Genomic DNA, 26,513 nt, shown 5'->3' with positions numbered 1-26,513 from the left:
TCGAACCGCCGACCCCCTCCTTGTAAGGGAGGTGCTCTCCCAGCTGAGCTAATCACCCCCGCTGTGTGGAGTCGCATTATAGGGAGAGTTGAAAATGAGTCAACGCATTTTCAAAAGAAATTGTTCGTTCGTCGTAAATTTAAACAAAACGATCGCAAAACAGGCCATGCGGCATGATTTGTATACGAAAATGGTAAAGCGTGATGTTCCAACCTGATCAACATTGAGGAATCAGGCCACGGTGATAGAATACCACCCTGATAATCTTCCCAGGTTTGCCGGTTGTCGGCATCTTTATAAACGTAAGGCCATTTCATGAAAATCAAAACTCGCTTCGCGCCAAGCCCGACAGGTTACCTGCACGTCGGCGGTGCGCGTACTGCTCTTTATTCCTGGCTTTTTGCACGTAACCATGGCGGTGAGTTTGTGCTGCGTATTGAAGACACCGATCTCGAACGCTCCACACCGGAAGCTATCGAAGCCATTATGGATGGCATGAACTGGCTGAACCTTGAGTGGGATGAAGGTCCGTACTTCCAGACCAAACGTTTTGATCGCTACAACGCAGTTATCGATGAGATGCTGGAAGCGGGTACAGCCTATAAATGCTATTGCTCCAGAGAGCGTCTGGAGCAACTGCGTGAAGAGCAGATGGCGAAAGGTGAAAAGCCGCGTTACGACGGTCGCTGCCGTCATGGTCACGAACATCATGCGGACGATGAGCCTTGCGTGGTACGTTTTGCTAACCCGCAGGACGGTTCCGTTATTTTTGACGACCAGATCCGTGGGCCGATCGAATTCAGTAACCAGGAGCTGGACGATCTGATCATTCGCCGTACCGACGGTTCTCCGACTTATAACTTCTGTGTTGTGGTCGATGACTGGGATATGGAAATCACCCACGTTATTCGTGGTGAAGACCATATCAACAACACCCCGCGTCAGATCAACATCCTGAAAGCGCTGAACGCGCCAGTGCCGGTTTACGCACACGTTTCGATGATCAACGGCGACGACGGTAAAAAGCTCTCCAAACGTCACGGAGCAGTCAGCGTAATGCAGTATCGCGATGATGGCTACCTGCCGGAAGCGCTGCTGAACTACCTGGTGCGTCTGGGCTGGTCCAGCGGCGATCAGGAAATCTTTACCCGCGAAGAGATGATCAAGCTGTTCTCCCTTGGCGCGGTGAGCAAGTCTGCGAGTGCATTCAACACTGAGAAACTGCAGTGGCTGAACCATCACTATATTAACGCCCTGGCTCCGGAATATGTGGCAACGCATCTGCAATGGCACATTGAGCAGGAAAATATCGACACTCGCGTTGGTCCGCAACTTTCCGAACTGGTGAAACTGCTGGGTGAGCGTTGCAAAACACTGAAAGAGATGGCGCAGAGCTGCCGCTATTTCTACGAAGACTTTGCCGAGTTCGATGCTGATGCGGCGAAGAAACACCTGCGTCCGGTTGCACGTCAGCCACTGGAAGTGGTTCGCGACAAGCTGGCTGAAATTAGCGAATGGACGGCTGAAAATGTCCACCACGCGATTCAGGCAACCGCTGATGAGCTGGAAGTGGGTATGGGTAAAGTGGGTATGCCACTGCGCGTTGCAGTAACCGGCGCAGGCCAGTCTCCGGCGTTAGACGTAACGGTGCATGCGATTGGAAAATCTCGCAGCATTGAACGTATTAACAAAGCCCTGGCGTTTATTGCTGAGCGTGAAAGTCAGCAGTAAGGCGGGTTGATACATAGAAAAACGGCAGGAAAATATCCTGCCGTTTTTTTTTGTGCTTATTCCGATTCATCAATGCCGAGACGGGCGAGAAAACTGCGGATGCCTTCACGTGAAAGAAAAAGCGCCAGCTTTTCTTGTTCCGTCGGGGACATGTTTTCTACTGCACCAATTATCTGGCGAAATGCAGGGCTGCGAGTAACGTGTGTGTATTCAGCAATGGGTTCTTCTGCCTGATAAAACTCAGGGACTTTGCGAAATGCAGGAATATTGAGAAGAAATTCTCGCACACCGCCATCAATATGAATAAGCCTTGCGCGGCCACCCTTCACGCCGGGAAACTTTTCGGTTTTCCAGTTTTGTTCTCTGATCCAGCGATTGACGGTTTGTTTGGCGACCCCGAGACATTCAGCCAGCTCTTCGGTGGTCATTTTGCTGCGTAATTTTTTCATATTATTTACTGTCGCGGATCCCTAAGCGTTGTAATAAACCCGTAATGCCTTCACGCAGGATCAGTGACGTAAACATTTTCTGTTCTGATGGCGTCATTTCTTTAGCCAGCCTTATCAGCAGTGCTTCGATAGAGGTGTCACCTGATAAAGATAAATTATCTGATAAGCCTTCAGCTGAACGCTCGGCACTGCGGATGTATTCACGAACTTGTTCGGTAACGTGAACCAGACGGGCTTTACCACCCTGAACGCCTGGTTTGGGTGATGTAGCCCAGCCTTCCTTGCGCACCCATTTATTGATGGTTTGTCGGCTGTAACCGGTCAGATTAGCAAGTTCTTCTGGCGTCATCCGTTCCTTGAACATAACGATTCCCTGAATAGTCGTGGGGTTAATTAGTGGTTCATTTTATAGCACCATTTTAGTCGAAACCGTGACGCGTTTAACTACTGAATGCGAGTTGTTGCGCAATGTTCTTCATTTGACTGCTTTTTCAGCGATTGAATTCTGTGAATTGATTTTGCCGTTGACACATGCGAAGGGAATTCATATGATGCCGCCCGTCAACTCGACAAGCTTTACGTGACGGGGCTATAGCTCAGCTGGGAGAGCGCTTGCATGGCATGCAAGAGGTCAGCGGTTCGATCCCGCTTAGCTCCACCAAATTTAATCCCAATAAATTTGGTACGTAAAAGCATCGTGGGGCTATAGCTCAGCTGGGAGAGCGCCTGCATGGCATGCAGGAGGTCAGCGGTTCGATCCCGCTTAGCTCCACCAAAATTGAAGCCCTCGCTGAAAAGCGGGGGTTTTTTGTTTCTACTTCCAGCCCGATTTCTCTTTTTTCCATTCAGATTGCTGAGTAACAGGCATAAAAAAGCCGGGGAGAATCTCCCCGGCTTTGTCACTGCGTGGCTGTTTTACAGCACCAGTGCTGCGATGGAAGCGGACAGTACGCTCACCAGCGTGGAGCCGTATACCAGTTTCAGACCAAAGCGGGAGACCACGTTGCCTTGCTCTTCGTTCAGGCCTTTGATTGCGCCTGCGATAATACCGATTGAAGAGAAGTTAGCGAAGGATACCAGGAACACAGAGAGGATGCCTTCAGCGCGCGGAGAGAGCGTTGAAGCGATTTTCTGCAGGTCCATCATCGCAACGAATTCGTTAGAAACCAGTTTAGTCGCCATGATACTACCTACCTGCAGTGCTTCGCTGGACGGAACACCCATTACCCATGCGATAGGGTAGAAGATGTAGCCCAGGATACCCTGGAAGGAGATGCTGTAGCCAAACCAACCGGTAACGGTGGCGAACAGGGCGTTCAGAGCTGCAATCAGCGCGATGAAACCAATCAGCATTGCTGCAACGATAATCGCCACTTTGAAGCCCGCCAGAATGTATTCCCCCAGCATTTCGAAGAAGCTCTGCCCTTCGTGCAGGTTGGACATCTGGATATCTTCTTCACTGGCATCAACACGGTAAGGGTTGATCAGCGACAGTACGATAAAGGTGCTGAACATGTTCAGAACCAGCGCCGCAACGACGTATTTCGGTTCCAGCATGGTCATGTACGCGCCCACGATAGACATGGAAACGGTAGACATCGCCGTTGCAGCCATGGTGTACATGCGGTTGCGTGACATTTTGCCCAGGATATCTTTATAGGCAATAAAGTTTTCAGACTGACCCAGGATCAGGGAGCTGACGGCGTTGAAGGATTCCAGCTTGCCCATACCGTTCACTTTGGATAACAGGAAACCAATAGCGCGGATGATAACTGGCAGAACACGGATATGCTGCAAAATACCGATCAAGGCGGAAATGAAGACGATCGGGCAAAGCACTTTCAGGAAGAAGAATGCCAGACCTTTGTCGTTCATATTGCCAAAGACAAAGTTTGTCCCTTCATTAGCGAATCCGAGCAGTTTTTCAAACATTTCGGAGAAGCCTCTCACGAAGCCCAGGCCGACATCAGAGTTCAGGAAGAACCATGCCAGTAACACTTCGATAACAAGCAATTGAATAACATAACGAATGCGGATTTTTTTACGGTCACTGCTTGCCAGCAGTGCGAGTACCGCAACGACGGCAAGGGCCAGGACAAAATGAAGAACGCGGTCCATATTTGCTCCAAATATGAGGCAGGTTTAGTTTCCGTGCACATTCTATGTAACAACACCAAAGAAAACGAGATCAAACACACACTATAATAAGGACCTGTGACGAGATTCAAAATTAGTGATCCGCGATACACTTCCGTTATGTTTAGTATGGAAGTGAAAAGTTATGTCATTGTGCTAATCTCATAACAATAATTAAACATCTCGCCGGTATTTCCAGATTTCTTATCGACCCATAGACCAACGCTATCAGAGAAATCAATTCAGCCCATTAAAATGAATTTGATAATCATTCTCAATAAGCGTAGCTTAAAACATAGCAAAGGCTATGTTTCTGAGGCACTAAAATGACGAACGATCGCGTTGAGAGTAGCAGTGGACGGGCAGCGCGCAAGTTGAAGCTCGCATTAATGGGACCTGCGTTCATCGCGGCTATCGGGTATATCGACCCGGGTAACTTTGCTACGAATATCCAGGCAGGTGCCAGCTTTGGCTATAAACTGCTGTGGGTCGTTGTCTGGGCAAACCTGATGGCAATGTTGATTCAGGTGCTATCAGCTAAGCTGGGCATTGCCACTGGCAAAAATCTGGCGGAGCAAATTCGCGATCATTATCCGCGCCCCGTGGTCTGGTTCTACTGGGTGCAGGCTGAAATTATCGCCATGGCGACAGACCTTGCCGAATTTATTGGGGCTGCAATTGGCTTCAAGCTGATCCTTGGCGTTTCTCTGTTGCAGGGGGCGGTGCTTACTGGTATTGCGACTTTTTTGATCCTGATGCTGCAACGTCGTGGGCAAAAGCCGCTGGAGAAAGTGATTGGCGGATTATTATTGTTCGTTGCTGCGGCTTACATTGTAGAACTGGTTTTTTCTCAGCCGAACCTGGCACAGCTGAGTAAGGGAATGATTATCCCCAGCCTGCCCAATTCTGAAGCGGTATTTCTGGCGGCCGGTGTGCTCGGCGCCACCATTATGCCGCACGTTATTTATCTGCACTCATCCTTAACCCAGCATCTGCATGGTGGGACACGCCAGCAGCGATACACGGCAACCAAATGGGATGTGGCTATCGCCATGACAATTGCCGGATTTGTGAATCTGGCGATGATGGCGACGGCGGCAGCGGCATTTCACTTTAGCGGGCATACCGGTATTGCTGACCTCGATCAGGCCTACCTGACGCTTGAACCGTTGTTGAGTCACGCTGCGGCGACGGTCTTTGGTTTGAGTCTGGTGGCTGCTGGGCTTTCCTCTACGGTTGTCGGAACACTGGCGGGACAAGTTGTGATGCAAGGGTTTATTCGCTTTCACATTCCGCTTTGGGTACGCCGCACCGTCACCATGATGCCGTCGTTTATCGTTATCCTGATGGGACTTGATCCTACCCGTATTCTGGTGATGAGCCAGGTATTGCTCAGTTTTGGGATTGCACTGGCTCTGGTGCCGCTGCTGATATTTACCAGCGACAGTAAACTGATGGGCGATTTGGTTAACCGCCGTTGGGTAAAACTGGTTGGCTGGGTGATTGTGCTGCTGGTTGTGGCACTGAATATCTGGCTGCTGATAGGGACCGCGATCGGATTGTAGCGGTTATCATTTCCTGCGGTTACCCGGTCGCGCCGGGTAACCATCTCGCTTATTTTTTATTTAAATGGCTACGATAGGTATCAAGTACCACTGCAACGATAATAACGGCTCCTGTGATAAAACGTTTTGTGGGCTCGCTGGCGCCAACTTGCGCCAGCCCTGCTGCCAGTACGGAAATAATCAACGCGCCAAGAAAAGTACAGATAATCGAGCCGCGTCCCCCCATCAGACTCGTGCCTCCAATCACGACAGCAGCAATAACCTGTAGCTCCATCCCCACGCCACTATTCGGGTCTGCCGCCTCGAGACGGGCCACCTGAAAGAGTGATGCCAGACCAGATAATCCACCCATCAGGGCAAAGACTGCGATCTTGTAGGGCCCGGGATTGATGCCTGATAACCGGACAGCTTCTTCATTGGTACCAATGCCAATTAAATGGCGGCCAAAAACGGTTCGGGTCAGTACCAAATGTCCGACAATAATGACGACGATCGCGATAATAAAAGAAGGGGAGACGCCAAAGAGAATCGGGTCGGCTAAATAATCATAAATAGAACCGATATAGGCAGTTCGGGAGTCAGTTAACTGGTATGCCGCCCCGCGGGCCATTTCCAGTACGCCCAGTGAGACGATAAAGGCTGGAATACGCCAGGCAACGGTAATCAGTCCCGTCAGTGCTCCAACTAATGTAGCGAGTGCTATGCCAGAAAGCGCGGCCAGCCATGGCGACCACTGGAAATTTAAATAGGTGACGCTGACGACCGCTGCGGCAAGAGCCAGCAACGAGCCAACCGAAAGGTCGATACCGGCAATAATTAAGATAAACGTCATCCCTACCGACATGACGATTAAATCGGGGATCTGATTCGCAATAGTACTAAAGGTATTCATACTCAGAAAATGTGTACTGAGGCATGAAAACAGGACTATCATCGCCAATAATGCTCCGAGCAGCCCGATGTAGCTACTTAATCCTTTCCATGACGTCTGGGCCTTACCTTTCTCTGCTGCTGCTTGTTTTGTCGCAAAGTTGTTTTTCATTTTTTATCCCCGGCTACTCGCTGACGGTATCTTCTGCATGTTGATATGCCGAAAATGCTGCCGCTAAAATGCGATCCTGGCTCCAGTCATCACGCGTAAATGTGTTCACTAACTTGCCATCGGAAATTACCGCAATACGATCGCAAACGAGCATGAGTTCGCGCAGATCACTGGAAACGACAACAACGCCTTTTCCCTTAGACGTCAACGTATTCAGCAACTGGTAAATATCCTGTTTAGCGCCGACATCAATACCGCGAGTGGGCTCATCAAATAGGACAACTTCGCAGTCTCGTTCCAGCCATCGGCTAATCAAAACTTTTTGCTGGTTGCCGCCCGATAAACTCTCCACTGCCTGTGCTGTGTTTGTTGTACGAACCGCTAAACTTTTGATGTGTTTATTTGCTAACGTGGTTTCACTCAATGCGTTAACGACCGACAGATGACTTATTTTGTCGCTGTTGCCCAATGAAATATTTGCTGCAACCGACTGGGGTAATAAAAGCCCTTCACCTTTACGATCTTCCGTGACTAATGCGATACCGTGTCGAATAGCCTCAGCAGGAGAACGGATCGCTACGGGCTTTAATGGGGAGCCAATCAGCAAGGTGCCACTGTCGATTTTATCAGCGCCGAAAATAGCACGCAGAAGCTCTGTTCTGCCGGAGCCGACCAGACCGCTGATCCCTAACACCTCACCGCTGTACAATGTAAATGACGTATCCCGAATGATTTTCCCACGCTTAAAATTTTCCACTTTCAGGATGGGATGACCTGCCTGACGTCCACTTAAATCAAATGAACTTTCTAAGTCGCGCCCGACCATCAGCGAAACAAGCTGATCGCTGGTATAACGTTTGATATCGTCCACGCAAACCAAATGGCCATCTCGGAGTACGGCAATATCGTCAGCAATTATCGCTAACTCATCGAGACGGTGAGAAATATAAATGATTGAAACCCCACGGGCTTTAAACAGCGCTATCTGTTTAAACAGGAGTTCAACTTCACGACTACTGAGCATGGCCGTCGGTTCATCCAGAATAAGCACCCGACTTTCACCAATTAAGTTTCGTGCGATTTCGATCATCTGTTGATGACCAATACCCAATTCACCTACCAGCGTATTAGGATCGACAGATTGAAGTCCAACCATTGCCATCACCGGGCGAGCCATTTCTGTTAACTTTTTTCGATCGATCCAGCCGAACCGATGGGGAAGTTGTTCGAGAAACAGGTTTTCCGCGACCGACAATGTAGGCAACAAATTGAGTTCTTGCATAACCATGCGAACACCCAACTTTTCTGCTTCTTTTCGGGTAGCGGGGGCGTAAGGTTGATCCTGATAAATCATCTGCCCGGTAGTTGCGCTAGTTAGTCCGCCAATAATTTTTGATAATGTACTTTTCCCGGCACCGTTTTCTCCCGTCAGGGCCAATACTTTTCCTGGATATAATGCTAGCGTCACATCTACCAGGACAGGTTCACTATAGGTTTTACCTACTCCCTGTATTGTGAGGATCTCTTGCCCACTTTTCATATTCTGGCCTTATCCGGTAAGCCGCTCTGATACCCAAATAATTGCAATACCACAGCGGCACACTATTTACGGTTATTAACTTATTGTTTAACGATAAGTTTTATTGGCGTTTCAACGTTGCTGGAGAGCTCACTCTGTTTTTTGCCATTTTTTAACGCATCAAGTGCGGCATCAATTCCAAATACGGCTTGTTGCGAAGCAAATTGATCTGCGGTTGCTAAAACACGGCCATCATTTAACATAGGCTTAATCGCTTCGATATTGTCATAACCAACCACCAGAACCTGGCCTTTTTTCCCGGCAGAGCGAATTGCAGAAACTGCGCCTAATGCCATATTGTCGTTATCTGCCAACAGTGCTTTGATATCGGGGTATTCACTCAGCATTGCAGCGGCCACTGCATTAGCGTTGTTAATTTCCCATTGACCAGATTGAACGGAAACCACTTTCATTCCGCCTTGCGCCATTGCGTTCTGGAAGCCGAGGGTACGTTGCTGAGAGTTACTGGAGGTTGGGATACCTTCAATAATACCGACCTGATCGCCTGGTTTAAGGTGCTTCGCTAAATAATCACCAATTTCTTTTGCGCCTTTTTGGTTATCCGGGCCAACAAAAGGAATGTTGAGATTTTTGTCTTTGAGTACACCGTCATCAAATTTATTATCAATGTTGATGACAATGATACCTGCATCAATCGCTTTTTTAATGACAGGCACAAGGGCTTTAGAGTCTGATGGCGCAATGATGATAGCATCGGCTTTAGAGACGATCATTTGCTCTACGATCTGGATTTGATTTGCCGTATCCGTTTCGTTTTTGATGCCGTTAGAAATCAAGTCAAACTTGTCGGCGTTTTTTTTCTGATAATCTTTTGCTCCTGTTTCCATTGTCAGGAAAAACTCATTTGCCAGTGATTTCATGACCAGCGCGACTTTAGGTTTATGTGTCTGCGTATCGGCGGCAAAAGCAGGTACGGTGAAGGTGGCGGAAAGCGCTAAGCCGACAGTTGCACCGATCACACGATAAAACATTTTATTTTTCATGAAATTATCCTATAGGTGTAGGGGGCTGAATAATGCTCTAGACAGTTACTGCATACGATGATAAACGAGCGAATTACTGGGCATGTTTGATGCACCTTTACGTTCAACTTTCAACGATGCAAACGCAGAAGCATATTGCGCTGCATTGATGAGTCCTTTACCGTTTGCAATACATGCAGCCAGTGCCCCGGTAAAGGCATCGCCTGCTCCACTGGTATCGACAACGGCTGATTTATAGGCAGGAATATGAGTATAAGTTTTGCCATCAAAGATCAGACAACCGTCGCTACCTAACGTGATAATGACGCATTTTGCGCCCTGGATATGAATGCTTTTGGCGGCATTTTTTGCTGAATAAATATCAACTATGTTGATACCTGACAACGCTTCAGCTTCAATTTTATTCGGTGTGATAATATCGATTAAATGCAATATTTCTTTGATCTCGGAAACATAGGGTGCGGGATTCAGAACAACCAGAGATTTTCCGAGTTTTGCCTGCATGACGGCAAAGCGAGTGATAGGAAAATTATTTTCCAGTTGGGTTAAAAAAACTTTGCAATTACGAATGGTATCAATATCCAATAAAATATCTTCCTGAGTGAATGTTTCATTGGCCCCAAGATCGATACTGATCATATTGTCTCCAGTGGCACCTGAAACCCAAACCATTGCAATTCCAGTGGAGGACATTTCATTTTCAAAAAAAGAGAAAGATGAAATTTCAGTGTTCGTTAAGTATCTTTTTGCTTTTTTCGAAAACTCATCTGTACCTAATTTAACAGTAAGATGAACATTGTTATTGATTTTGGCTGCAGCAACCGCCTGGTTTGTACCTTTCCCTCCGGCATAAAAATGGGTTGCAGAGGCGCGTATGGTCTGGCCAATCTGAGGGAACGTTGAAGTTTCAGAGACAATATCTATATTAAATGAACCCAGTATGTAAATGCTTTCATCAATATAGTTATTTTGTTTGGTACGGGTAGAAATCGTTGTGATTTCCTTATGGCTTTTGAACCCGTTCAATATTGTGTTTGTGAAAGATTGTTCAAATAAAGATTCATCAGGTGTGTTGTTTAATTGCGCTCCGCCATGGAATAATGAAAAAAGAGTATTCTGACTTAACTCATTTAAGTCATTACGGATCGTGCGAGTCGTAACTGATAATTCCTTTGCTAATTCGCTAACATAAACCTTTTTATCGGTTACCAGCTTAACCCGAATGGCCTTTTGTCTTTCTTGTTTTTTCATTGGCGCTCACCCCAGGTTTTATATTATTAAATTAATGTTAACGTTTATCGCGTAAAGTTCAAAAAAAACACGATTAATCGGAATTTTTTTTTCCGATTTTGTGAATTTGTGAAATGAACCGGAAAGATGGAGGACGCTCTGGGGGGCTATTGTGGCTGTACGTAATCCAGCGTTTGGGAAAGTGTTACGCAAAAAGGGTCCATGTACAAACATGAACCCTATGTATATCGATGGTTTGTGTGAATACTGCCCCGGATGATGGGGGATTTGTTACATTAATGATGGTGTTTGTGGCCTCGCCCGCGACCACGATGGTCATCACGATCGTTCCAGCCTTCACGATAACCGCGCTCGTAAGCTTTGCGTTTATCCCAGCCACGATGGTAGCCATTGTCATGACGCCACCAACGATTTTTGCGCCACTCATAATTATGGTGCCAGTAATCCCGGTCGCGCCAGCGCCCGCCGTCCCAGTAGTTGCCGTAATTGTCGCGATCGCCAATTTGTAATTTAATCGACGGTAGCAGGGTGATTTCGCCAGCGTTTGCGGCCAGCGGTGCAAAAGCCATTAAGACTGCCGCCAGAATCAGTGACCTGAACATTCTTTCTCTCCTTCACGATCGAGCCGTAGCCGGCCTGTTAACGCAATATTACGGGGCAGTAAAGCCCCGTTTCATCGCCTTAACTCTTAAATCCTGAGAGAGAGCACTTTTTGTTAATAAATGTGTCTTTATTTCAACCGACCCAGAATGGCATCAATCTCTGCACATTCTGCCGGTGAGAAATGACGGTTTGCCAGCATGCCGACAGCGTCTTCAATTTGCGCCGGTTTGCTGGCACCAATCAGCACTGAGGTGACTTTGTCTTCCCGTAACACCCAGGCCAGCGCCATCTGGGAGAGCTTTTGTCCTCGCCGCTCAGCCAGTTCATTCAACAAACGAACTTTGTTTAATTTTTCCGCAGTAATTTGGTCTGGATTAAGAAAACGGCTGCCGCTTGCTGCACGAGAATCCGCAGGAATACCGTTCAGGTAGCGATCGGTTAATTGTCCACCTGCCAGCGGTGAGAAGGCGATACTGCCAACTCCTTTCTCCTGCAGCAGTGAGAGTAAACTTCCTTCAACCCAGCGTTCAAGCATGGAATATTTGGGCTGGTGGATAAGGCATGGAGTCCCTAAATCGTTGAGGATTTCAATGGCCTGTCTGGTAAGGTCGGCAGGATAGTTAGACAGCCCGACATACAGCGCTTTGCCCTGACGGACAATATGATCCAGTGCCTTCATGGTTTCTGTAAGCGGTGTTTCAGGATCGGGACGATGGTGATAGAAGATATCAACATATTCCAGACCCATGCGTTTCAGGCTTTGGTCGAGGCTGGCTATCAGATATTTACGCGAACCCCAGTCGCCGTAGGGACCATCCCACATGGTGTAGCCTGCTTTGGTGGAAATGATGAGTTCATCCCGCCACGGTAAAAAATCTTCCTGCAGAATGCGTCCGAAATTTCGCTCAGCCGAGCCCGGTGGCGGCCCGTAGTTATTGGCGAGATCAAAATGGGTGATCCCCAGATCGAAAGCGCGCTGTAACAGGCTCCGGCTGTTCTCGACTTGCGTGGTGTCACCAAAATTGTGCCACAGGCCAAGAGAGATAACCGGTAGTTTTAACCCGCTTTGACCGCAGCGGCGGTACTCCATTGTCTGATAGCGATTTTCATCAGCGCGATAAACCATGTAGCCCCCATTCCAGATAGTGAGAGTTTCAGTGTATACGTTTACACAAGTCAGGCCTCAATGAAATTTCACAGCAGAAACTGTAAATTCAGCTTTCCACCCCCTTCACGGCGAGTTTTCTGGACAGGTATCACAGTTCTTCGATACTCAACATGAGGTTACCGTCAGAAGGATAGCTGTCATGCAAACCCCGTATTCAGTTGCTGATTATCTGCTGGACAGGCTGGCAGGTTGTGGAATTGGCCACCTTTTTGGTGTGCCGGGTGATTATAATTTGCAGTTTCTGGACCATGTGATTGAACATCCCAGCGTGCGCTGGGTCGGGTGCGCGAACGAATTGAATGCGGCTTATGCTGCGGATGGATATGCCCGGGTGGCGGGGGCAGGAGCGCTTCTCACCACTTTTGGCGTTGGGGAATTAAGCGCAATCAATGGATTAGCCGGAAGCTATGCAGAATATGTTCCTGTACTGCATATTGTGGGGGCTCCGTGTAGCAGTGCTCAGCGGCGTGGGGAACTGATGCATCACACCCTTGGTGACGGTGATTTTCAGCATTTTTACCGTATGCACCAGGCGATTACCTCGGCCAGTGCGGTGCTGGATGCACAAAACGCCTGCTATGAAATTGACCGGGTTCTGCGGGCAATGTTGTCCGAGCGCAGACCAGGTTATCTGATGCTACCTGCTGATATTGCCAAACACCCCGCCACGCCCCCGCAAGATATCCTCATTATTCCCCTGAACGAACCGGAAAGCAGCGTGGCTGCCGCGTTTCGTTTTCAGGCCCGCGAACGGTTAATCGACAGTCCGCGGGTGGCGCTGCTGGCTGATTTTCTCGCGCTGCGTTTTGGTTTACAGCCGGTTTTACAGCGCTGGATGGCGGAAACGCCGATGGCCCACGCCACACTATTGATGGGCAAAGGGCTTTTTGATGAGCGTCATCCGGCGTTTGTTGGCACTTACAGCGCTGGGGCCAGCAATGATTATGTACGCCAGGCGATAGAGGATGCCGACACGATCATCTGTGTTGGCACTCAGTTTGTTGACACGTTGACTGCCGGTTTTACGCAACGGCTACCGCAGGAACGCACTATTGAGGTCCAGCCTCATGCTTCGCGCGTAGGAACAAGCTGGTTTAACGTCCCCATGGAACAGGCGGTCACCACGCTACGAGAATTATGCCTGGAATTGTCATTCTCTCTCCCACCTGAACGTCCTCCTGTTAATCGTATTCCGGTTGAAAGGGGGCCGCTGACACAGGAAAACTTCTGGCATACGGTGCAGCATTATCTGGCACCTGACGACATTATCCTCGTAGACCAGGGGACTGCCGCATTTGGTGCTGCGGCGCTCTCGTTACCTTCCGGGGCGGAGGTGCTGGTACAACCGTTGTGGGGCTCTATTGGCTATGCTTTACCTGCCGCATTCGGTGCACAAATGGCTTGCCCGGACCGCCGGGTGATCCTGATTATTGGTGATGGTGCGGCGCAACTGACAATTCAGGAACTGGGGTCAATGCTCAGAGAGGGTCAGTCACCCGTTGTTTTACTGCTCAATAACGACGGTTATACCGTAGAGCGTGCTATTCACGGGGCGAATCAGCGTTACAACGATATTGCCGGCTGGAGCTGGACGCAGGTGCCGCAGGCTCTGAGTCGGGAATGTCAGGCGGAATGCTGGCGCGTGGCGCAGGCTGTACAGTTGGAGGAAGTTCTGGCTCGGCTGGCATCACCGCAACGGCTTTCGTTGATTGAAGTGGTGTTGCCGAAAGCCGATCTGCCTGAACTGTTGCGCACGGTGACCCGTGCGCTGGAAGCCCGTAACGGCGGATAGCTATTTATCCGGGCGATTGGCGATCATCATCGGTTTACCTGCCAACAGCAACCAGGCGGGAAGCATAACGATACACAACAGCGGCAGCAGGGTGGTGTCTGGCACCACCACTGCGGCCATAAACAGACTCAGCCAGGCATCGCGTGTGACAACCAAGACCAGCCCCAGAATGGCACAGGAGACGGTGATTGCTGCCGGTACGGTTTCAACATGGGCGTGTAGCATAAGTCCCAGCGCCACACCCACGAATACCGCCGGGAAAATACGCCCACCGCGAAAACCGCTGGCGGCGGCAACCACCAGCGCGGCCAGTTTAATCACCGCGAGCATAAAATAGTCTGAGGCACCCAGAGTCTGGCTAAACGCCATTTGCTGCATCTCATCCAGCCCCTTAAACAAAGTAAGTGGCCCACCAATAACGCCTAATATGCCAAGAATAAATCCCCCAACACCGAGGATCAGCACCGGGTGTTTCAATTGATGCATCAACTGGTGCAAACGTGGCAAACACCAGACCGCCACCATACCTGCCGCAATAGCAATGGCGGCGACAATGGCACCGCTAAAAATATCGGTAAGATGCATCTGTGAGTAGTGTTCAATGGGCAACGAAAAATGAGGATGAAAGAACAGGCTGGTTGTCAGTGATCCCGCTGCTGCGGCCAGCAATGGTGCAAACAGACGATCCCACAAGGGTACATCGTTAGAGTTGTTCAATGTTTGCGAGAACACCAGCGCTGCGGCGACAGGGGTGCCAAACAGCGCGCCAATGGTGCCAGCAGAAGCGAGAATGGTCCAGTCCAGCTTATCAACACGGGGAAACAGCCGAACGCCAATGGCCACTGCCAGCGCGATATTCACGGTCATAATCGGATGCTCTGGCCCCAGACTGACCCCGCCCGCGAGGCCGAGGATCAGTGCGGCCAACAGGCCCGGCAGTGCTGAAGTTGATACTGGCATACCGATCAGTGGTTCACAGGCCGGATCCGGGCCTGCATGACCCTGGCTGTAGCGAATCACTAAGCCGACCATTATCCCGGTAAGCGTAAGCATGCCGATGATCCAAACCGGAGAGTCATTGGCAATGCCAATACTGACGGGCAGACGCTCCCATAAAAATTGCTGTAAAACAGAGGCCACTTTCATTACTGCGATCAACACCAGACTGGAGGCGATGCCAATAATCAGCGCGGGGGTTGATAATAACAGCATCGTTCTGGCACGCGGATGGAGCATTTTCTATTCCTTCAAACAGAGTCATAGAGGTAGTTTGCACAGCCTGCCTTGTGGCATTGCTGCAAATGGTGCTGAAACGATAAAGTAATTATGTGACCTGGATCGATTTTCCACGGGCATCAGCCTTTGGGGCGTTGTTGTTATGCCCCCATGAATTTACAGTGTGCTAAAGATTTATTCTGACTTTAGCGGAGCAGTAGAAGAATGACAAAATATGCTTTAGTAGGTGATGTCGGCGGCACTAACGCGCGTCTTGCTCTGTGTGACATTGCCAGTGGTGAGATTTCGCAGGCAAAGACCTATTCCGGGCTGGATTACCCAAGCCTTGAAGCCGTTGTGCGTGTTTACCTGGATGAGCATAGCGTTAGCGTTGAAGACGGGTGTATTGCCATTGCCTGCCCGATCACCGGTGACTGGGTGGCAATGACCAACCATACTTGGGCATTTTCTATTGCTGAAATGAAAAAGAACCTTGGCTTCAGTCATCTGGAAATCATCAACGATTTCACCGCTGTATCGATGGCGATCCCCATGTTGAAAAAAGAGCACTTGATTCAGTTTGGTGGTGCAGAGCCTGTCGAAGGGAAACCTATTGCGGTCTATGGTGCGGGTACTGGCTTAGGCGTTGCGCATCTGGTGCACGTGGATAAACGCTGGGTGAGCCTGCCGGGAGAAGGGGGGCATGTGGATTTCGCCCCTAATAGTGAAGAAGAAGGCATTATTCTGGAAGTGCTGCGCGCGGAGATTGGTCATGTCTCAGCGGAACGCGTGCTGTCCGGCCCTGGGCTGGTGAATTTGTACCGCGCTATTGTGAAGTCAGATGGGCGCCTGCCGGAAAACCTGCAGCCGAAAGATATCACTGAACGTGCATTGGCCGATTCCTGTATCGACTGTCGCCGCGCGCTGTCGCTATTTTGCGTCATTATGGGGCGATTTGGCGGCGATCTGGCACTAACGCTGGGCACCTTTGGCGGTGTCTATATTGCCGGTGGCATCGTGCCGCGTTTCCTCGAGTTCTTTAAAGCGTCTGGTTTTCGCGGCGGCTTTGAAGATAAAGGGCGGTTTAAATCCTATGTTCAGGACATTCCGGTGTATCTGATTGTACATGATAATCCAGGACTGCTTGGCTCAGGTGCGCATTTGCGCCAGACTTTAGGGCATGTTCTGTAACTACACTGCTATACCCTGCGAAACCGCGCTAATCACGCGGTTTTTTTTCGTCTGTTGCCAGCCATTCCGACGCTCGTCACATTTCCGAATTGCGGGATTATTTATCCAGTAGAAGCATTATTTATCTGGTAACGGTCGTTGCTTTCCTGCATCCATAATTTCACTCGTTAACTATTACAAGGAGTCTGTTATGAGTAAAAAACTGATTGCAGTCTGTGCATGCCCGATGGGGCTGGCTCACACCTTTATGGCAGCTCAGGCGCTGGAAGAAGCGGCGGTTGAAGCGGGATACGAAGTGAAAATTGAAACGCAGGGCGCAGATGGCATTCAAAACCGCCTTACGGCGCAGGACATTGCCGAAGCGACGTTAATTATCCACTCCGTTGCCGTCACCCCGGAAGATAACGAGCGGTTTGAAACACGCGATGTGTACGAAATTACTTTGCAGGACGCAATAAAAAACGCTGCTGGCATCATTAAAGAGATCGAAGAAATGGTTGCCGCAGAACAACAATAATTGTCGAAGGGAAACACGTATGGCCATTAAAAAACGCAGTGCAACCGTTGTGCCTGGCGCATCTGGTGCGGCAGCGGTAATAAAAAATCCTCAGGCCTCCCGCAATAGCTTTTGGGGCGAACTCCCGCAGCATGTAATGTCGGGTATTTCGCGTATGGTACCCACGTTAATCATGGGTGGGGTGATCCTCGCTTTCTCTCAACTGATTGCCTATAGCTGGCTAAAAATTCCTGCTGATACCGGCATCATGGATGCGCTGAATAGCGGGAAGTTCGACGATTTTAATCTTTCATTACTGAAGTTTGCCTGGCTGTCACAGTCTTTTGGCGGCGTGCTGTTTGGTTTTGCTATACCCATGTTTGCAGCGTTCGTTGCTAACTCTATCGGCGGTAAGCTGGCGTTTCCGGCAGGATTCATCGGCGGGCTGATGTCTACTCAGCCCACGCAGGTGCTGAATTTTGACCCAACCACTCTGCAATGGGCGACGGCCGCTCCGGTACCTTCGACCTTTATCGGAGCGCTGATTATCTCGATTGTTGCCGGATATCTGGTGAAGTGGATGAACCAGAAAATCCAGCTTCCTGATTTTCTGCTGGCATTCAAAACCACTTTTTTACTGCCGATTCTCTCCGCCATTTTCGTCATGCTGGCGATGTATTACGTGATAACCCCGTTCGGAGGTTGGATTAACGGTGGTATCCGTACTCTGCTGACGGCCGCGGGAGAGAAAGGTACGCTGATGTATGCGATGGGCATCTCCGCAGCGACTGCAATTGACCTCGGTGGCCCTATCAATAAGGCCGCAGGATTTGTTGCCTTTAGCTTTACCACCGATCACGTCCTGCCGGTGACTGCACGCTCTATTGCGATTGTCATTCCACCTATTGGTCTTGGGCTGGCAACGCTTATCGACCGCCGTTTAACCGGTAAACGACTGTTTAGTGCGCAGCTTTACCCGCAGGGGAAAACGGCGATGTTCCTTGCGTTTATGGGCATTAGCGAAGGCGCGATCCCCTTTGCGCTGGAAAGCCCTATTACGGCGATCCCTTCATATATGGTTGGAGCAATTGTCGGCTCGACGGCTGCTGTCTGGCTGGGCGCGGTACAGTGGTTCCCTGAATCCGCCATCTGGGCATGGCCTCTGGTTACTAATCTCGGCGTCTATATGGCGGGGATCTTATTAGGGGCGGTTATTACGGCGCTAATGGTCGTGTTCCTGCGCCACATGATGTATCGCAAAGGCAAACTGCTGATTGAAAGCCTCTGAATATAAGGATTGTCATCATGAGTTTACTTGCCTCATTGCGCGAATGGCTAACGGCGCAAAGGTTGGACGCCGTGCTGCTTTCATCGCGGCAGAATAAACAGCCGCATCTGGGTATCTCCAGCAGTTCTGGGTTTGTGCTTATCAGCCATAAAAAAGCACATATTCTGGTGGATTCCCGTTACTACACCGATATCGCGGCGCGTACATGTGGCTACCAGCTCCATTTACTGGATGGGGCGCAGACGCTGTATTCGCGGGTGAATCAAATCATTGATGACGAAAACCTGGATACGCTGGGCTTCGAAGGAGAGCAGGTTAGCTGGCAAACGGCGCACGTGTGGTCAGGTAAATTGCGCGCCCGACTGGTGAGCGTGGTACCGGATGTTCTTCGGCAGGTTAAAACGACACAGGAGATTGCCTGTATCCGCGAGGCCTGCCGGATTGCCGATCTCGGTGCTGAACACATTCGTCGTTTTATTCAGCCAGGCCTCAGTGAACGAGCCATTGCCGCTGAGCTGGAATGGTATATGCGCACACTTGGTGCGGAAAAGGCCTCTTTTGACACCATTGTCGCCAGCGGTTGGCGCGGCGCGTTGCCACATGGAAAAGCCAGCGACAAGCTTGTCGAAGCGGGCGAATTTATCACGCTGGATTTTGGCGCACAGTACCAGGGATATTGTTCGGATATGACGCGAACGTTTCGCGTCCCTGGTGCGGGACCGGCAGAAGAAAGCGCTCTGTTTCCCGTTTATCAAATTGTTCTGGCCGCACACCGTGCAGCGGTGGCGGCAATTCGCCCAGGAGTGCGCTGCCATGAGGTGGATGCCGCCGCTCGCCAGGTCATTACCGACGCGGGGTATGGTGATTACTTTGGCCATAACACCGGACACGCTATCGGTATTGAGGTCCATGAAAACCCTCGCTTCTCCCCGACAGATACGACTTCACTGGCGGTTGGCATGTTGCTTACCGTTGAGCCGGGTATCTACCTGCCGGGGCAAGGGGGAGTGCGTATTGAGGATGTTGTGCTGGTTACGCCAGACGGCGGTGAGGTGCTCTACAGCATGTCGAAAACATTGTTACATACGGGAGAGGCGTAATGGATTTATCGCTGCTGAAAGCGCTGAGTGAGGCGGATGCCATCGCGTCTTCAGAACAAGAGGTTCGTCAGATCTTACTTGATGAGGCTGATCGTCTGCATAAAGAGGTGCGCTTTGATGGCCTTGGCTCGGTACTGATTCGACTCAATGAATCGACAGGTCCGAAAGTGATGATTTGCGCGCATATGGATGAAGTGGGATTTGTTGTACGCAGTATCTCCAGCGAAGGGGCGATTGATGTTTTACCGGTGGGAAATGTGCGGATGGCGGCCAGGCAACTGCAACTGGTGCGGATTACCACCCGAGAGGAGAGCAAAATCCCTGGGCTGCTTGACGGAGAACGTAGTGGCAATGATGTTAGCGCGATGCGGGTGGATATTGGCGCGCGCTCATATGACGAGGTCATTCAGGCTGGCGTCCGTCCGGGCGATCGCGTCACTTTTGACACTACTTTCCAGGTTTTGCCACACCAGCGGGTAATGGGAAAAGCCTTTGATGATCGGCTCGGGTGTTATCTGCTGATAGCGCTGTTACGTGAATGGCATGGCGCTGAACTGCCTTGTGAAGTCTGGCTGGTGGCCAGCTCCAGTGAAGAGGTTGGGTTACGTGGAGGGCAAACGGCGGCGCGTGCGGTTGCACCGGACATAGCCATTGTGCTGGACACGGCCTGCTGGGCAAAAAACTTTGATTATGGTGCGGCGAATCATCGACAGCTCGGCAAAGGGCCGATGCTGGTGCTGAGCGATAAGTCACTTATTGCCCCACCAAAACTGACAGCATGGGTTGAAAACGTCGCTTATGAAACGGGTATACCGCTACAGCTAGATATGTTCAGTAACGGTGGCACCGACGGTGGGGCTGTTCATGTCAGCGGCACAGGGATCCCGACGGTTGTGCTGGGGCCAGCTACACGCCATGGGCACTGCGCTGCGTCGATTGCAGATTGCCGTGACATCAGCCAAACGCAACAACTGCTGTCGGCTCTTATTTCACATCTTACGCGCGAAACCGTTGTTCATCTGACGGATTTCAGGTGCTGATTTTGCGCTAACCAGGAGTTGTTATGCTCACGATTCAATTTTTTTGCCCGTTACCCAATGGCCTGCATGCACGTCCGGCATGGGAGCTAAAAGAGCACTGTAGCCAGTGGCAAAGTGAGGTGATATTTATCAATCATCGCCAGAATACCCGGGCAGATGCGAAAAGTTCGCTGGCACTGATTGGCACCGGAACGCTGTTTAACGACAGTTGCAGTTTAACCATCACCGGTAGCGATGAAGAACAGGCCAGGCGGGCGCTGGAAGAGTATCTCCAGCACCGGTTTATTGACAGTGACAGTGTCCAGCCCACGTTCTCAGAGCTGGCAGCTCATCCGTTGCCACGTTCGCTGATTCGCCTTAACCCGGATTTGCTGTATGGCAATGTGCTGGCTGGTGGCGTAGGGGCTGGTTCGTTAACACTTTGGCAGCGCGATAATCTGGAAGTCTATCGGGCAATAGCGGCGAGCGCGGAGGATAATACCCGGCTGGAGCATAGCCTGGTGACGCTGGCTGAACAGCTTAATCAGCAGCTGCGAGAGCGTGACGGTGAGAGTAAAACCATACTGAGCGCACACCTGTCCTTGATTCAGGATGATGGTTTTGCCGGCAATATCCGTCGCCTGATGCTTGAGCAGCATCTGGGATTAGGTGCGGCGATTATCGCCAATATGGAACAGGTGTGTGACAAGCTGTCAGCCTCCGGCAATGACTACCTGCGTGAACGGGTCAGCGATATCCGTGATATCAGCGAGCAGTTGCTGCACATCACCTGGCCCGAAAGACGTCCGCGTAATGCACTGATTTTGGAACAACCGACAATACTGATTGCCGAAGACCTGACCCCCAGTCAGTTTTTAAGCCTCAATTTGCAGCATCTGTCCGGCATGATCCTTGAGAAAACGGGCCGCACATCGCATACCCTGATTCTGGCTCGCGCGTCGGCGATCCCTGTGCTCAGCGGCCTGCCTCTGGAGGCGATTAGCCGCTATACGGGTCAGCATGCGGTACTGGATGCCCGCTGCGGTGTACTGGCGATTAACCCAAACGATGCTGTGCGTGGGTATTATGGGATTGCACAAAAGCTGGCGGATGAATGCCAGCGGAGGCAGGCGCTTGATGCCGCACAGCCTGCGTTCACCAAAGATAATCAGCGCATTGATGTCGCAGCGAATATCGGTACTGCGCTGGAAGCGCCAGGAGCGTTTGCTAATGGTGCGGAGGGTATTGGGCTGTTTCGTACTGAAATGCTGTTTATGGACAGAGACAGCGCGCCTGACGAGCAGGAGCAGTTTGAAGCCTACCAGCAGGTGTTACTGGCCGCTGGCGACAAACCGGTCATTTTTCGCACCATGGATATTGGTGGCGATAAAAATATCCGTTATCTCAATATTCCTCAGGAAGACAATCCGTTCCTTGGTTATCGCGCGGTGCGAATTTATCCCGAATTTGCCGGATTGTTCCGTACTCAACTACGCGCCATTTTTCGTGCAGCGGCCTTTGGTAACGCGCAACTGATGATTCCGATGGTGCACAGTCTTGACCAGATCCTGTGGGTGAAAAGTGAACTGCAAAAAGCGATAGCTGAGTTGAAACTTGAGGGATTACGCCATGCCCCGGCCATTCCGTTGGGGATTATGGTTGAAGTGCCGTCAGTGTGTTACATCATCGATCACTTCTGTGACGAAGTCGATTTCTTCAGCATCGGCTCAAACGACATGACCCAGTATCTGTACGCGGTCGATCGTAATAACCCGCGAGTTTCGCCGCTGTATAACCCGATTACGCCGTCGTTTCTGCGGATGCTGCAGCAAATCGTCAGCGTGGCGCACGATCGCGGCAAATGGGTGGGGATCTGTGGTGAGCTAGGCGGAGAAGGGCGCTATTTACCGCTGTTGCTGGGTTTAGGACTCGACGAATTGAGTATGAGTAGCCCGCGTATTCCGGCCGTGAAAAGCCAGCTACGTGAACTGGACAGCCAGGCGTGCCGGGAGCTCGCTTTGCGGGCCTGCGAATGTCGCAGCGCGCAGGAGATCGAAGCGTTGCTGAATCAGTTTGCACCGCAAAAAGATGTCCGTCCGTTGCTGGCGCTGGAGAACATTTTTGTAGGCGAACCACTGAGCAATAAAGAACAGGCGATTCAGTTCCTGTGCGGCAATCTCGGCGTAAATGGGCGAACGGAACACCCGTTTGAGCTTGAAGAGGATGTCTGGCAGCGGGAAGAGATTGTCACGACCGCCGTTGGTTTTGGCGTGGCTATTCCACATACAAAATCCCAGTGGATCCGTCACTCCAGCATCAGCATTGTCCGGCTTGCGCAGCCGGTCGACTGGCAGTCGGAGATGGGGGACGTTGAACTGGTGATCATGCTAACGCTGGGAGCCGATGAGGGTATTAACCACGTGAAGGTCTTTTCGCAGCTGGCGCGCAAGCTGGTAAATAAGCAGTTTCGCCAGTCACTGCTTGCAGCGCAAGATGCCGAAAGCATTCTGGCCTTGCTGGAGGCCGAATTGACGTTTTGAGTTTGTGATAAATGCCGGGTAGAGACGCAAACGACGTCGAATCCGGTCTACAGACGGGTACGTTTGCAGGCCGGATTCAGCAGGCAGTGGCACATGAAATAGCGTTTAACGACCCATTGATCACATTTCCGCCTTTCAGATACCCAAACGCAGTAAACCATTTCCATTCTACCGCCGATAGTGGCTTCTCTTGCTTGTTATAACCATATAATAACAATGGTCTATACGGCATATTAACCTTATAATAATCATCCCTTTTCATGTCTTAAGTTTAAGCTGGAGGACACATGGAGTTAAGCCGGAGGCAGTTCTTTCGAATCTGCGCGGGCGGTATGGCAGGAACCACTGTTGCATCCCTCGGATTTTTATCATCTTTTTCCGTTCACGCGGAAACCCGTCAATATAAACTCTTAAAAGCAAAAGAGACGCGGAATAACTGTACATACTGTTCAGTGGGCTGCGGCATGTTGATGTACAGCCTTGGCGATACGGCCAAAAATGTCAAAGAAAGCATCTACCATATTGAGGGCGATCCGGATCATCCTGTAAGTCGCGGCTCCTTGTGCCCGAAAGGTGCGGGCGTTCTGGATTATATTCATAGCGAAACGCGCCTGCAGTATCCTGAATATCGTGCACCGGGCTCTGATAAATGGCAGCGAATCAGCTGGGAAGATGCGATTAATCGAATTGCTCGATTAATGAAAGATGACCGTGACGCAAACTTTATTGAGAAAAACCCCCAGGGTGTGACCGTTAACCGCTGGACCACAACCGGTATGTTGTGCTCCTCGGCGGCAAGTAATGAAACCGGAATTCTCGACGGCAAATTTACCCGTAGCCTGGGAATGGTGGCTATCGATTGCCAGGCCCGGCTGTGCCACGGCCCAACCGTGTCTGCGTTGGCACCGACCTTTGGTCGTGGGGCGATGACCAATAACTGGGTCGATATTAAAAATGCCAACGTGGTGCTGATTATGGGGGGCAACGCGGCCGAAGCACATCCGGTTGGTTTTAAATGGGTGATAGAAGCACAAACTAAAAACGACGCTACGGTCGTGGTGGTTGACCCACGCTTTAACCGTAGCGCCGCTATTGCCGATCTTTATGCGCCGATCCGTGCAGGGTCCGACACTGCATTCCTGCTTGGCGTGATTCGTTATCTGCTGGAAAATGATCGCGTGCAACATGAGTATGTGCGGCACTACACCAACGCCAGTTTGCTCATCCGCGATGACTATCAGTTCAACGATGGCCTTTTTAGCGGCTATGATGCGAAAAAAAGGCAGTACGACAAATCCAGCTGGTTCTATCAACTGGATGAACAGGGCAATGCCCTGCGCGATGAAACGCTGACTCACCCACGCAGCGTGTGGAATTTGCTGAAAAATCACGTCGACCGCTACACACCTGAAATGGTTAACCGACTGTGCGGTACGTCGGTGGCAGATTTCAACCGAATCTGTGAAATCCTCGCCAGTACCAGCGTTCCGAATCGCACCGCGACAATCCTGTATGCGTTGGGCTGGACGCACCATTCCGCCGGAGCGCAAATTATCCGCGCAGCAGCGATGCTTCAGTTGTTGCTGGGCAATATCGGTATGGCGGGCGGCGGTGTCAACGCTTTGCGCGGCCACTCGAATATTCAGGGTTACACCGACCTCGGTTTGCTCTCGACTAACCTTCCTGGCTATATGCCGCTGCCTTCCGAAAAACAACCTGACTACCAGACCTATATCTCGCAGGTTACCCCGCCTGCGCTTGGCGTGAATGAAGTGAATTACTGGAAAAATACACCAAAATTCTTCGTCAGCATGATGAAAAGTTTCTGGGGCGATCGCGCTACTGCTGAGAATAACTGGGGCTATGACTGGCTACCGAAATGGGATCGTCTATATGACGTGATGACCCAGGCTGAGCTGATGCTGGAAGGCAAGATTAACGGCTACATCGTACAAGGTTTCAACCCGCTGGCAGCGTTTCCTGATAAAAACAAATCCTCCCGTGCGCTTGCGAAACTGAAATATATGGTGGTTATCGACCCACTGGCGACCGAATCGTCGAACTTCTGGCAGCATCACGGTGAGATGAATGACGTGAAGCCGGAAGATATCCAGACTGAAGTCTTCCGGTTGCCATCATCCTGCTTTGCGGAGGAGGACGGTTCTATTGCCAACTCCGGGCGCTGGCTACAGTGGCACTGGGCGGCAGCAGAGCCGCCTGGCGAAGCATTGCATGATGCAAAAATCCTCGGGCGCCTGTTTATGCGCTTGCGTGAACTTTATCAGCAAGAGGGCGGAGCCAATCCCGAACCGTTGCTGAACATGAGCTGGGACTATAAAGATCCGTACGACCCGCATCCGGAAGAAGTTGCCCGCGAGGGAAATGGGATGGCACTTCAGGATCTCTATGATGATAAAGGGCAACTCATCGCTAAAAAAGGCCAGCAGCTCAGCAGCTTTGCGCAGCTTCGCGATGATGGCTCTACCAGTAGTTTCTGCTGGGTGTACTGCGGAAGCTGGACGGAGCAGGGCAACCAGATGGCTAACCGTGATAACAGCGATCCATATGGTTTGGGCTGTACCCCTGGCTGGGCATGGTCGTGGCCAGCGAACCGCCGTATTCTTTACAACCGTGCGTCTGCCGATCCCGCTGGAAAACCGTGGGATGCAAAGCGTACGTTGCTGCACTGGGATGGCAAAAAGTGGGCAGGTATGGACGTTGCCGATTACAGTCAGGCCGAACCGGGCAGCAATGTCGGGCCGTTTATTATGAATCAGGAAGGCGTCGCGCGTCTGTTTTCTATAGACAAAATGAACGATGGGCCGTTCCCGGAACATTACGAACCCATTGAGTCACCTATTGGCACCAATCCGCTGCATCCTGAGGTTATCTCCAGCCCGGTTGCGCGTATCTACCGTGGCGATATTGACAATATGGGTAAAGCTGACGCCTTCCCGTATGTCGCCACGACTTATTCCATTACTGAACTTTTCCGCCACTGGACCAAGCATGCATTGCTGAATGCTATCGCCCAACCTGACCAGTTCATCGAAATTGGTGAAACGCTGGCGAGCAAAAAAGGCATTGCAGCGGGTGATACTGTGAAAGTGATGTCAAAACGAGGCTTTATCAAAGCGAAGGCGGTGGTAACTAAACGCCTGCAAACGCTGACGATAGATGGTAAGCAGGTCGATACCGTTGGTATCCCTTGCCACTGGGGATTTGAAGGTGCAACGCGCAAAGGTTTCCTCGCCAACACGTTAACGCCATCTGTTGGCGATGCCAACTCGCAAACGCCGGAATATAAAGCGTTTCTGGTCAACATCGAGAGGGCATAAGGGAAA

At 50.7% G+C, this 26,513-nt stretch carries 21 protein-coding genes and 2 tRNA genes; 13 read left to right on the top strand and 10 right to left on the bottom strand.

Features of this window, described 5'->3' with window-relative positions; translation table 11 throughout:
* Nucleotides 1–315: 315 nt before the first annotated feature.
* Nucleotides 316–1,731, top strand: a complete 1,416-nt coding sequence (gene gltX / locus OGX98_RS17480) for a glutamate--tRNA ligase (protein WP_045445872.1) — start codon at nt 316–318, stop codon at nt 1,729–1,731.
* 56 nt (nt 1,732–1,787) lie between these two features.
* Here the strand turns inward: gltX and OGX98_RS17475 are convergent, their stop codons facing one another.
* A complete protein-coding gene (locus tag OGX98_RS17475) occupies nt 1,788–2,180 on the bottom strand; it encodes a MerR family transcriptional regulator (RefSeq protein ID WP_045445869.1) in 393 nt (130 codons plus the stop codon).
* A 1-nt stretch (nt 2,181) separates the two neighbouring features.
* The gene (locus OGX98_RS17470; RefSeq protein WP_045445867.1) at nt 2,182–2,544 is read right to left on the bottom strand and encodes a YfeC-like transcriptional regulator; all 363 of its coding nucleotides are present in this window, start codon (nt 2,542–2,544) and stop codon (nt 2,182–2,184) included.
* Between the two features lie 221 nt (nt 2,545–2,765).
* On the opposite strand from OGX98_RS17470, the gene OGX98_RS17465 reads away from it, so the two are divergent.
* Nucleotides 2,766–2,841, top strand: a tRNA-Ala gene (locus tag OGX98_RS17465).
* Between the two features lie 38 nt (nt 2,842–2,879).
* Nucleotides 2,880–2,955, top strand: a tRNA-Ala gene (locus tag OGX98_RS17460).
* A 140-nt stretch (nt 2,956–3,095) separates the two neighbouring features.
* On the opposite strand, the gene nupC is transcribed toward OGX98_RS17460, so the two are convergent.
* Entirely contained in the window at nt 3,096–4,298 is a 1,203-nt protein-coding gene (gene nupC, locus OGX98_RS17455; protein WP_045445864.1) for a nucleoside permease NupC, read from the bottom strand.
* A 273-nt stretch (nt 4,299–4,571) separates the two neighbouring features.
* Here nupC and OGX98_RS24105 point away from each other — a divergent pair, with 273 nt between their 5' ends.
* On the top strand, nt 4,572–4,646 hold the full coding sequence (locus tag OGX98_RS24105; protein ID WP_420808581.1) for a hypothetical protein: 75 nt from the start codon (nt 4,572–4,574) through the stop codon (nt 4,644–4,646).
* Nucleotides 4,643–5,881, top strand: a complete 1,239-nt coding sequence (locus OGX98_RS17450) for an Nramp family divalent metal transporter (RefSeq protein WP_286595656.1) — start codon at nt 4,643–4,645, stop codon at nt 5,879–5,881. The genes OGX98_RS24105 and OGX98_RS17450 overlap by 4 nt, the downstream gene beginning before the upstream one ends.
* Nucleotides 5,882–5,930: 49 nt before the next feature.
* Here OGX98_RS17450 and OGX98_RS17445 read toward each other — a convergent pair whose 3' ends face one another.
* The 6 genes from OGX98_RS17445 to mgrA all read right to left on the bottom strand — a co-directional run bounded on the left by OGX98_RS17445 (nt 5,931) and on the right by mgrA (nt 12,486).
* Nucleotides 5,931–6,923: an ABC transporter permease gene (locus tag OGX98_RS17445; RefSeq protein WP_045445858.1), complete on the bottom strand. Its 993-nt coding sequence runs from the start codon at nt 6,921–6,923 to the stop codon at nt 5,931–5,933.
* Between the two features lie 13 nt (nt 6,924–6,936).
* Entirely contained in the window at nt 6,937–8,463 is a 1,527-nt protein-coding gene (locus tag OGX98_RS17440) for a sugar ABC transporter ATP-binding protein (RefSeq protein ID WP_200010268.1), read from the bottom strand.
* 80 nt (nt 8,464–8,543) lie between these two features.
* Entirely contained in the window at nt 8,544–9,494 is a 951-nt protein-coding gene (locus tag OGX98_RS17435; protein ID WP_225761314.1) for a sugar ABC transporter substrate-binding protein, read from the bottom strand.
* A gap of 57 nt (nt 9,495–9,551) precedes the next feature.
* Complete coding sequence (locus OGX98_RS17430) at nt 9,552–10,757, bottom strand: PfkB family carbohydrate kinase (RefSeq protein ID WP_045445849.1); 1,206 nt, start codon at nt 10,755–10,757, stop codon at nt 9,552–9,554.
* A 275-nt stretch (nt 10,758–11,032) separates the two neighbouring features.
* Nucleotides 11,033–11,359 (bottom strand): DUF2502 domain-containing protein YpeC, encoded by a 327-nt coding sequence (gene ypeC, locus OGX98_RS17425; RefSeq protein WP_045445847.1) that lies wholly within the window; start codon nt 11,357–11,359, stop codon nt 11,033–11,035.
* A 128-nt stretch (nt 11,360–11,487) separates the two neighbouring features.
* Nucleotides 11,488–12,486, bottom strand: a complete 999-nt coding sequence (gene mgrA, locus OGX98_RS17420; RefSeq protein WP_286595654.1) for an L-glyceraldehyde 3-phosphate reductase — start codon at nt 12,484–12,486, stop codon at nt 11,488–11,490.
* 181 nt (nt 12,487–12,667) lie between these two features.
* Between mgrA and OGX98_RS17415 the strand changes: the two genes are divergently transcribed.
* The gene (locus tag OGX98_RS17415; RefSeq protein ID WP_048220866.1) at nt 12,668–14,320 is read left to right on the top strand and encodes an alpha-keto acid decarboxylase family protein; all 1,653 of its coding nucleotides are present in this window, start codon (nt 12,668–12,670) and stop codon (nt 14,318–14,320) included.
* Here OGX98_RS17415 and OGX98_RS17410 read toward each other — a convergent pair whose 3' ends face one another.
* Nucleotides 14,321–15,556: an ion channel protein gene (locus OGX98_RS17410; RefSeq protein WP_045445838.1), complete on the bottom strand. Its 1,236-nt coding sequence runs from the start codon at nt 15,554–15,556 to the stop codon at nt 14,321–14,323.
* Between the two features lie 204 nt (nt 15,557–15,760).
* Between OGX98_RS17410 and glk the strand changes: the two genes are divergently transcribed.
* From glk to fdnG, 7 genes are all read left to right on the top strand, one after another.
* Nucleotides 15,761–16,726: a glucokinase gene (gene glk / locus OGX98_RS17405; RefSeq protein ID WP_045445835.1), complete on the top strand. Its 966-nt coding sequence runs from the start codon at nt 15,761–15,763 to the stop codon at nt 16,724–16,726.
* Between the two features lie 190 nt (nt 16,727–16,916).
* Nucleotides 16,917–17,243, top strand: coding sequence for a PTS fructose transporter subunit IIB (locus OGX98_RS17400; protein WP_045445832.1), 327 nt, complete (start codon nt 16,917–16,919; stop codon nt 17,241–17,243).
* 19 nt (nt 17,244–17,262) lie between these two features.
* The gene (locus tag OGX98_RS17395; protein ID WP_286595651.1) at nt 17,263–18,510 is read left to right on the top strand and encodes a PTS fructose transporter subunit IIC; all 1,248 of its coding nucleotides are present in this window, start codon (nt 17,263–17,265) and stop codon (nt 18,508–18,510) included.
* A gap of 17 nt (nt 18,511–18,527) precedes the next feature.
* Nucleotides 18,528–19,610, top strand: coding sequence for an aminopeptidase (gene ypdF / locus OGX98_RS17390; protein ID WP_286595650.1), 1,083 nt, complete (start codon nt 18,528–18,530; stop codon nt 19,608–19,610).
* Nucleotides 19,610–20,650: an aminopeptidase gene (gene ypdE, locus OGX98_RS17385; RefSeq protein WP_286595649.1), complete on the top strand. Its 1,041-nt coding sequence runs from the start codon at nt 19,610–19,612 to the stop codon at nt 20,648–20,650. Before ypdF ends, ypdE begins: the two co-directional genes overlap by 1 nt.
* Before the next feature lie 23 nt (nt 20,651–20,673).
* The gene (gene ptsP, locus OGX98_RS17380) at nt 20,674–23,169 is read left to right on the top strand and encodes a phosphoenolpyruvate--protein phosphotransferase (protein WP_286595648.1); all 2,496 of its coding nucleotides are present in this window, start codon (nt 20,674–20,676) and stop codon (nt 23,167–23,169) included.
* A gap of 287 nt (nt 23,170–23,456) precedes the next feature.
* A complete protein-coding gene (gene fdnG / locus OGX98_RS17375; RefSeq protein ID WP_071829001.1) occupies nt 23,457–26,507 on the top strand; it encodes a formate dehydrogenase-N subunit alpha in 3,051 nt (1,016 codons plus the stop codon).
* Nucleotides 26,508–26,513: the final 6 nt, after the last annotated feature.

This window comes from Citrobacter sp. Cm046, from assembly GCF_030333065.1.
GTDB classification, from domain to species: domain Bacteria; phylum Pseudomonadota; class Gammaproteobacteria; order Enterobacterales; family Enterobacteriaceae; genus Citrobacter; species Citrobacter murliniae.
This window is presented reverse-complemented; position numbering and strand designations above follow the sequence as displayed.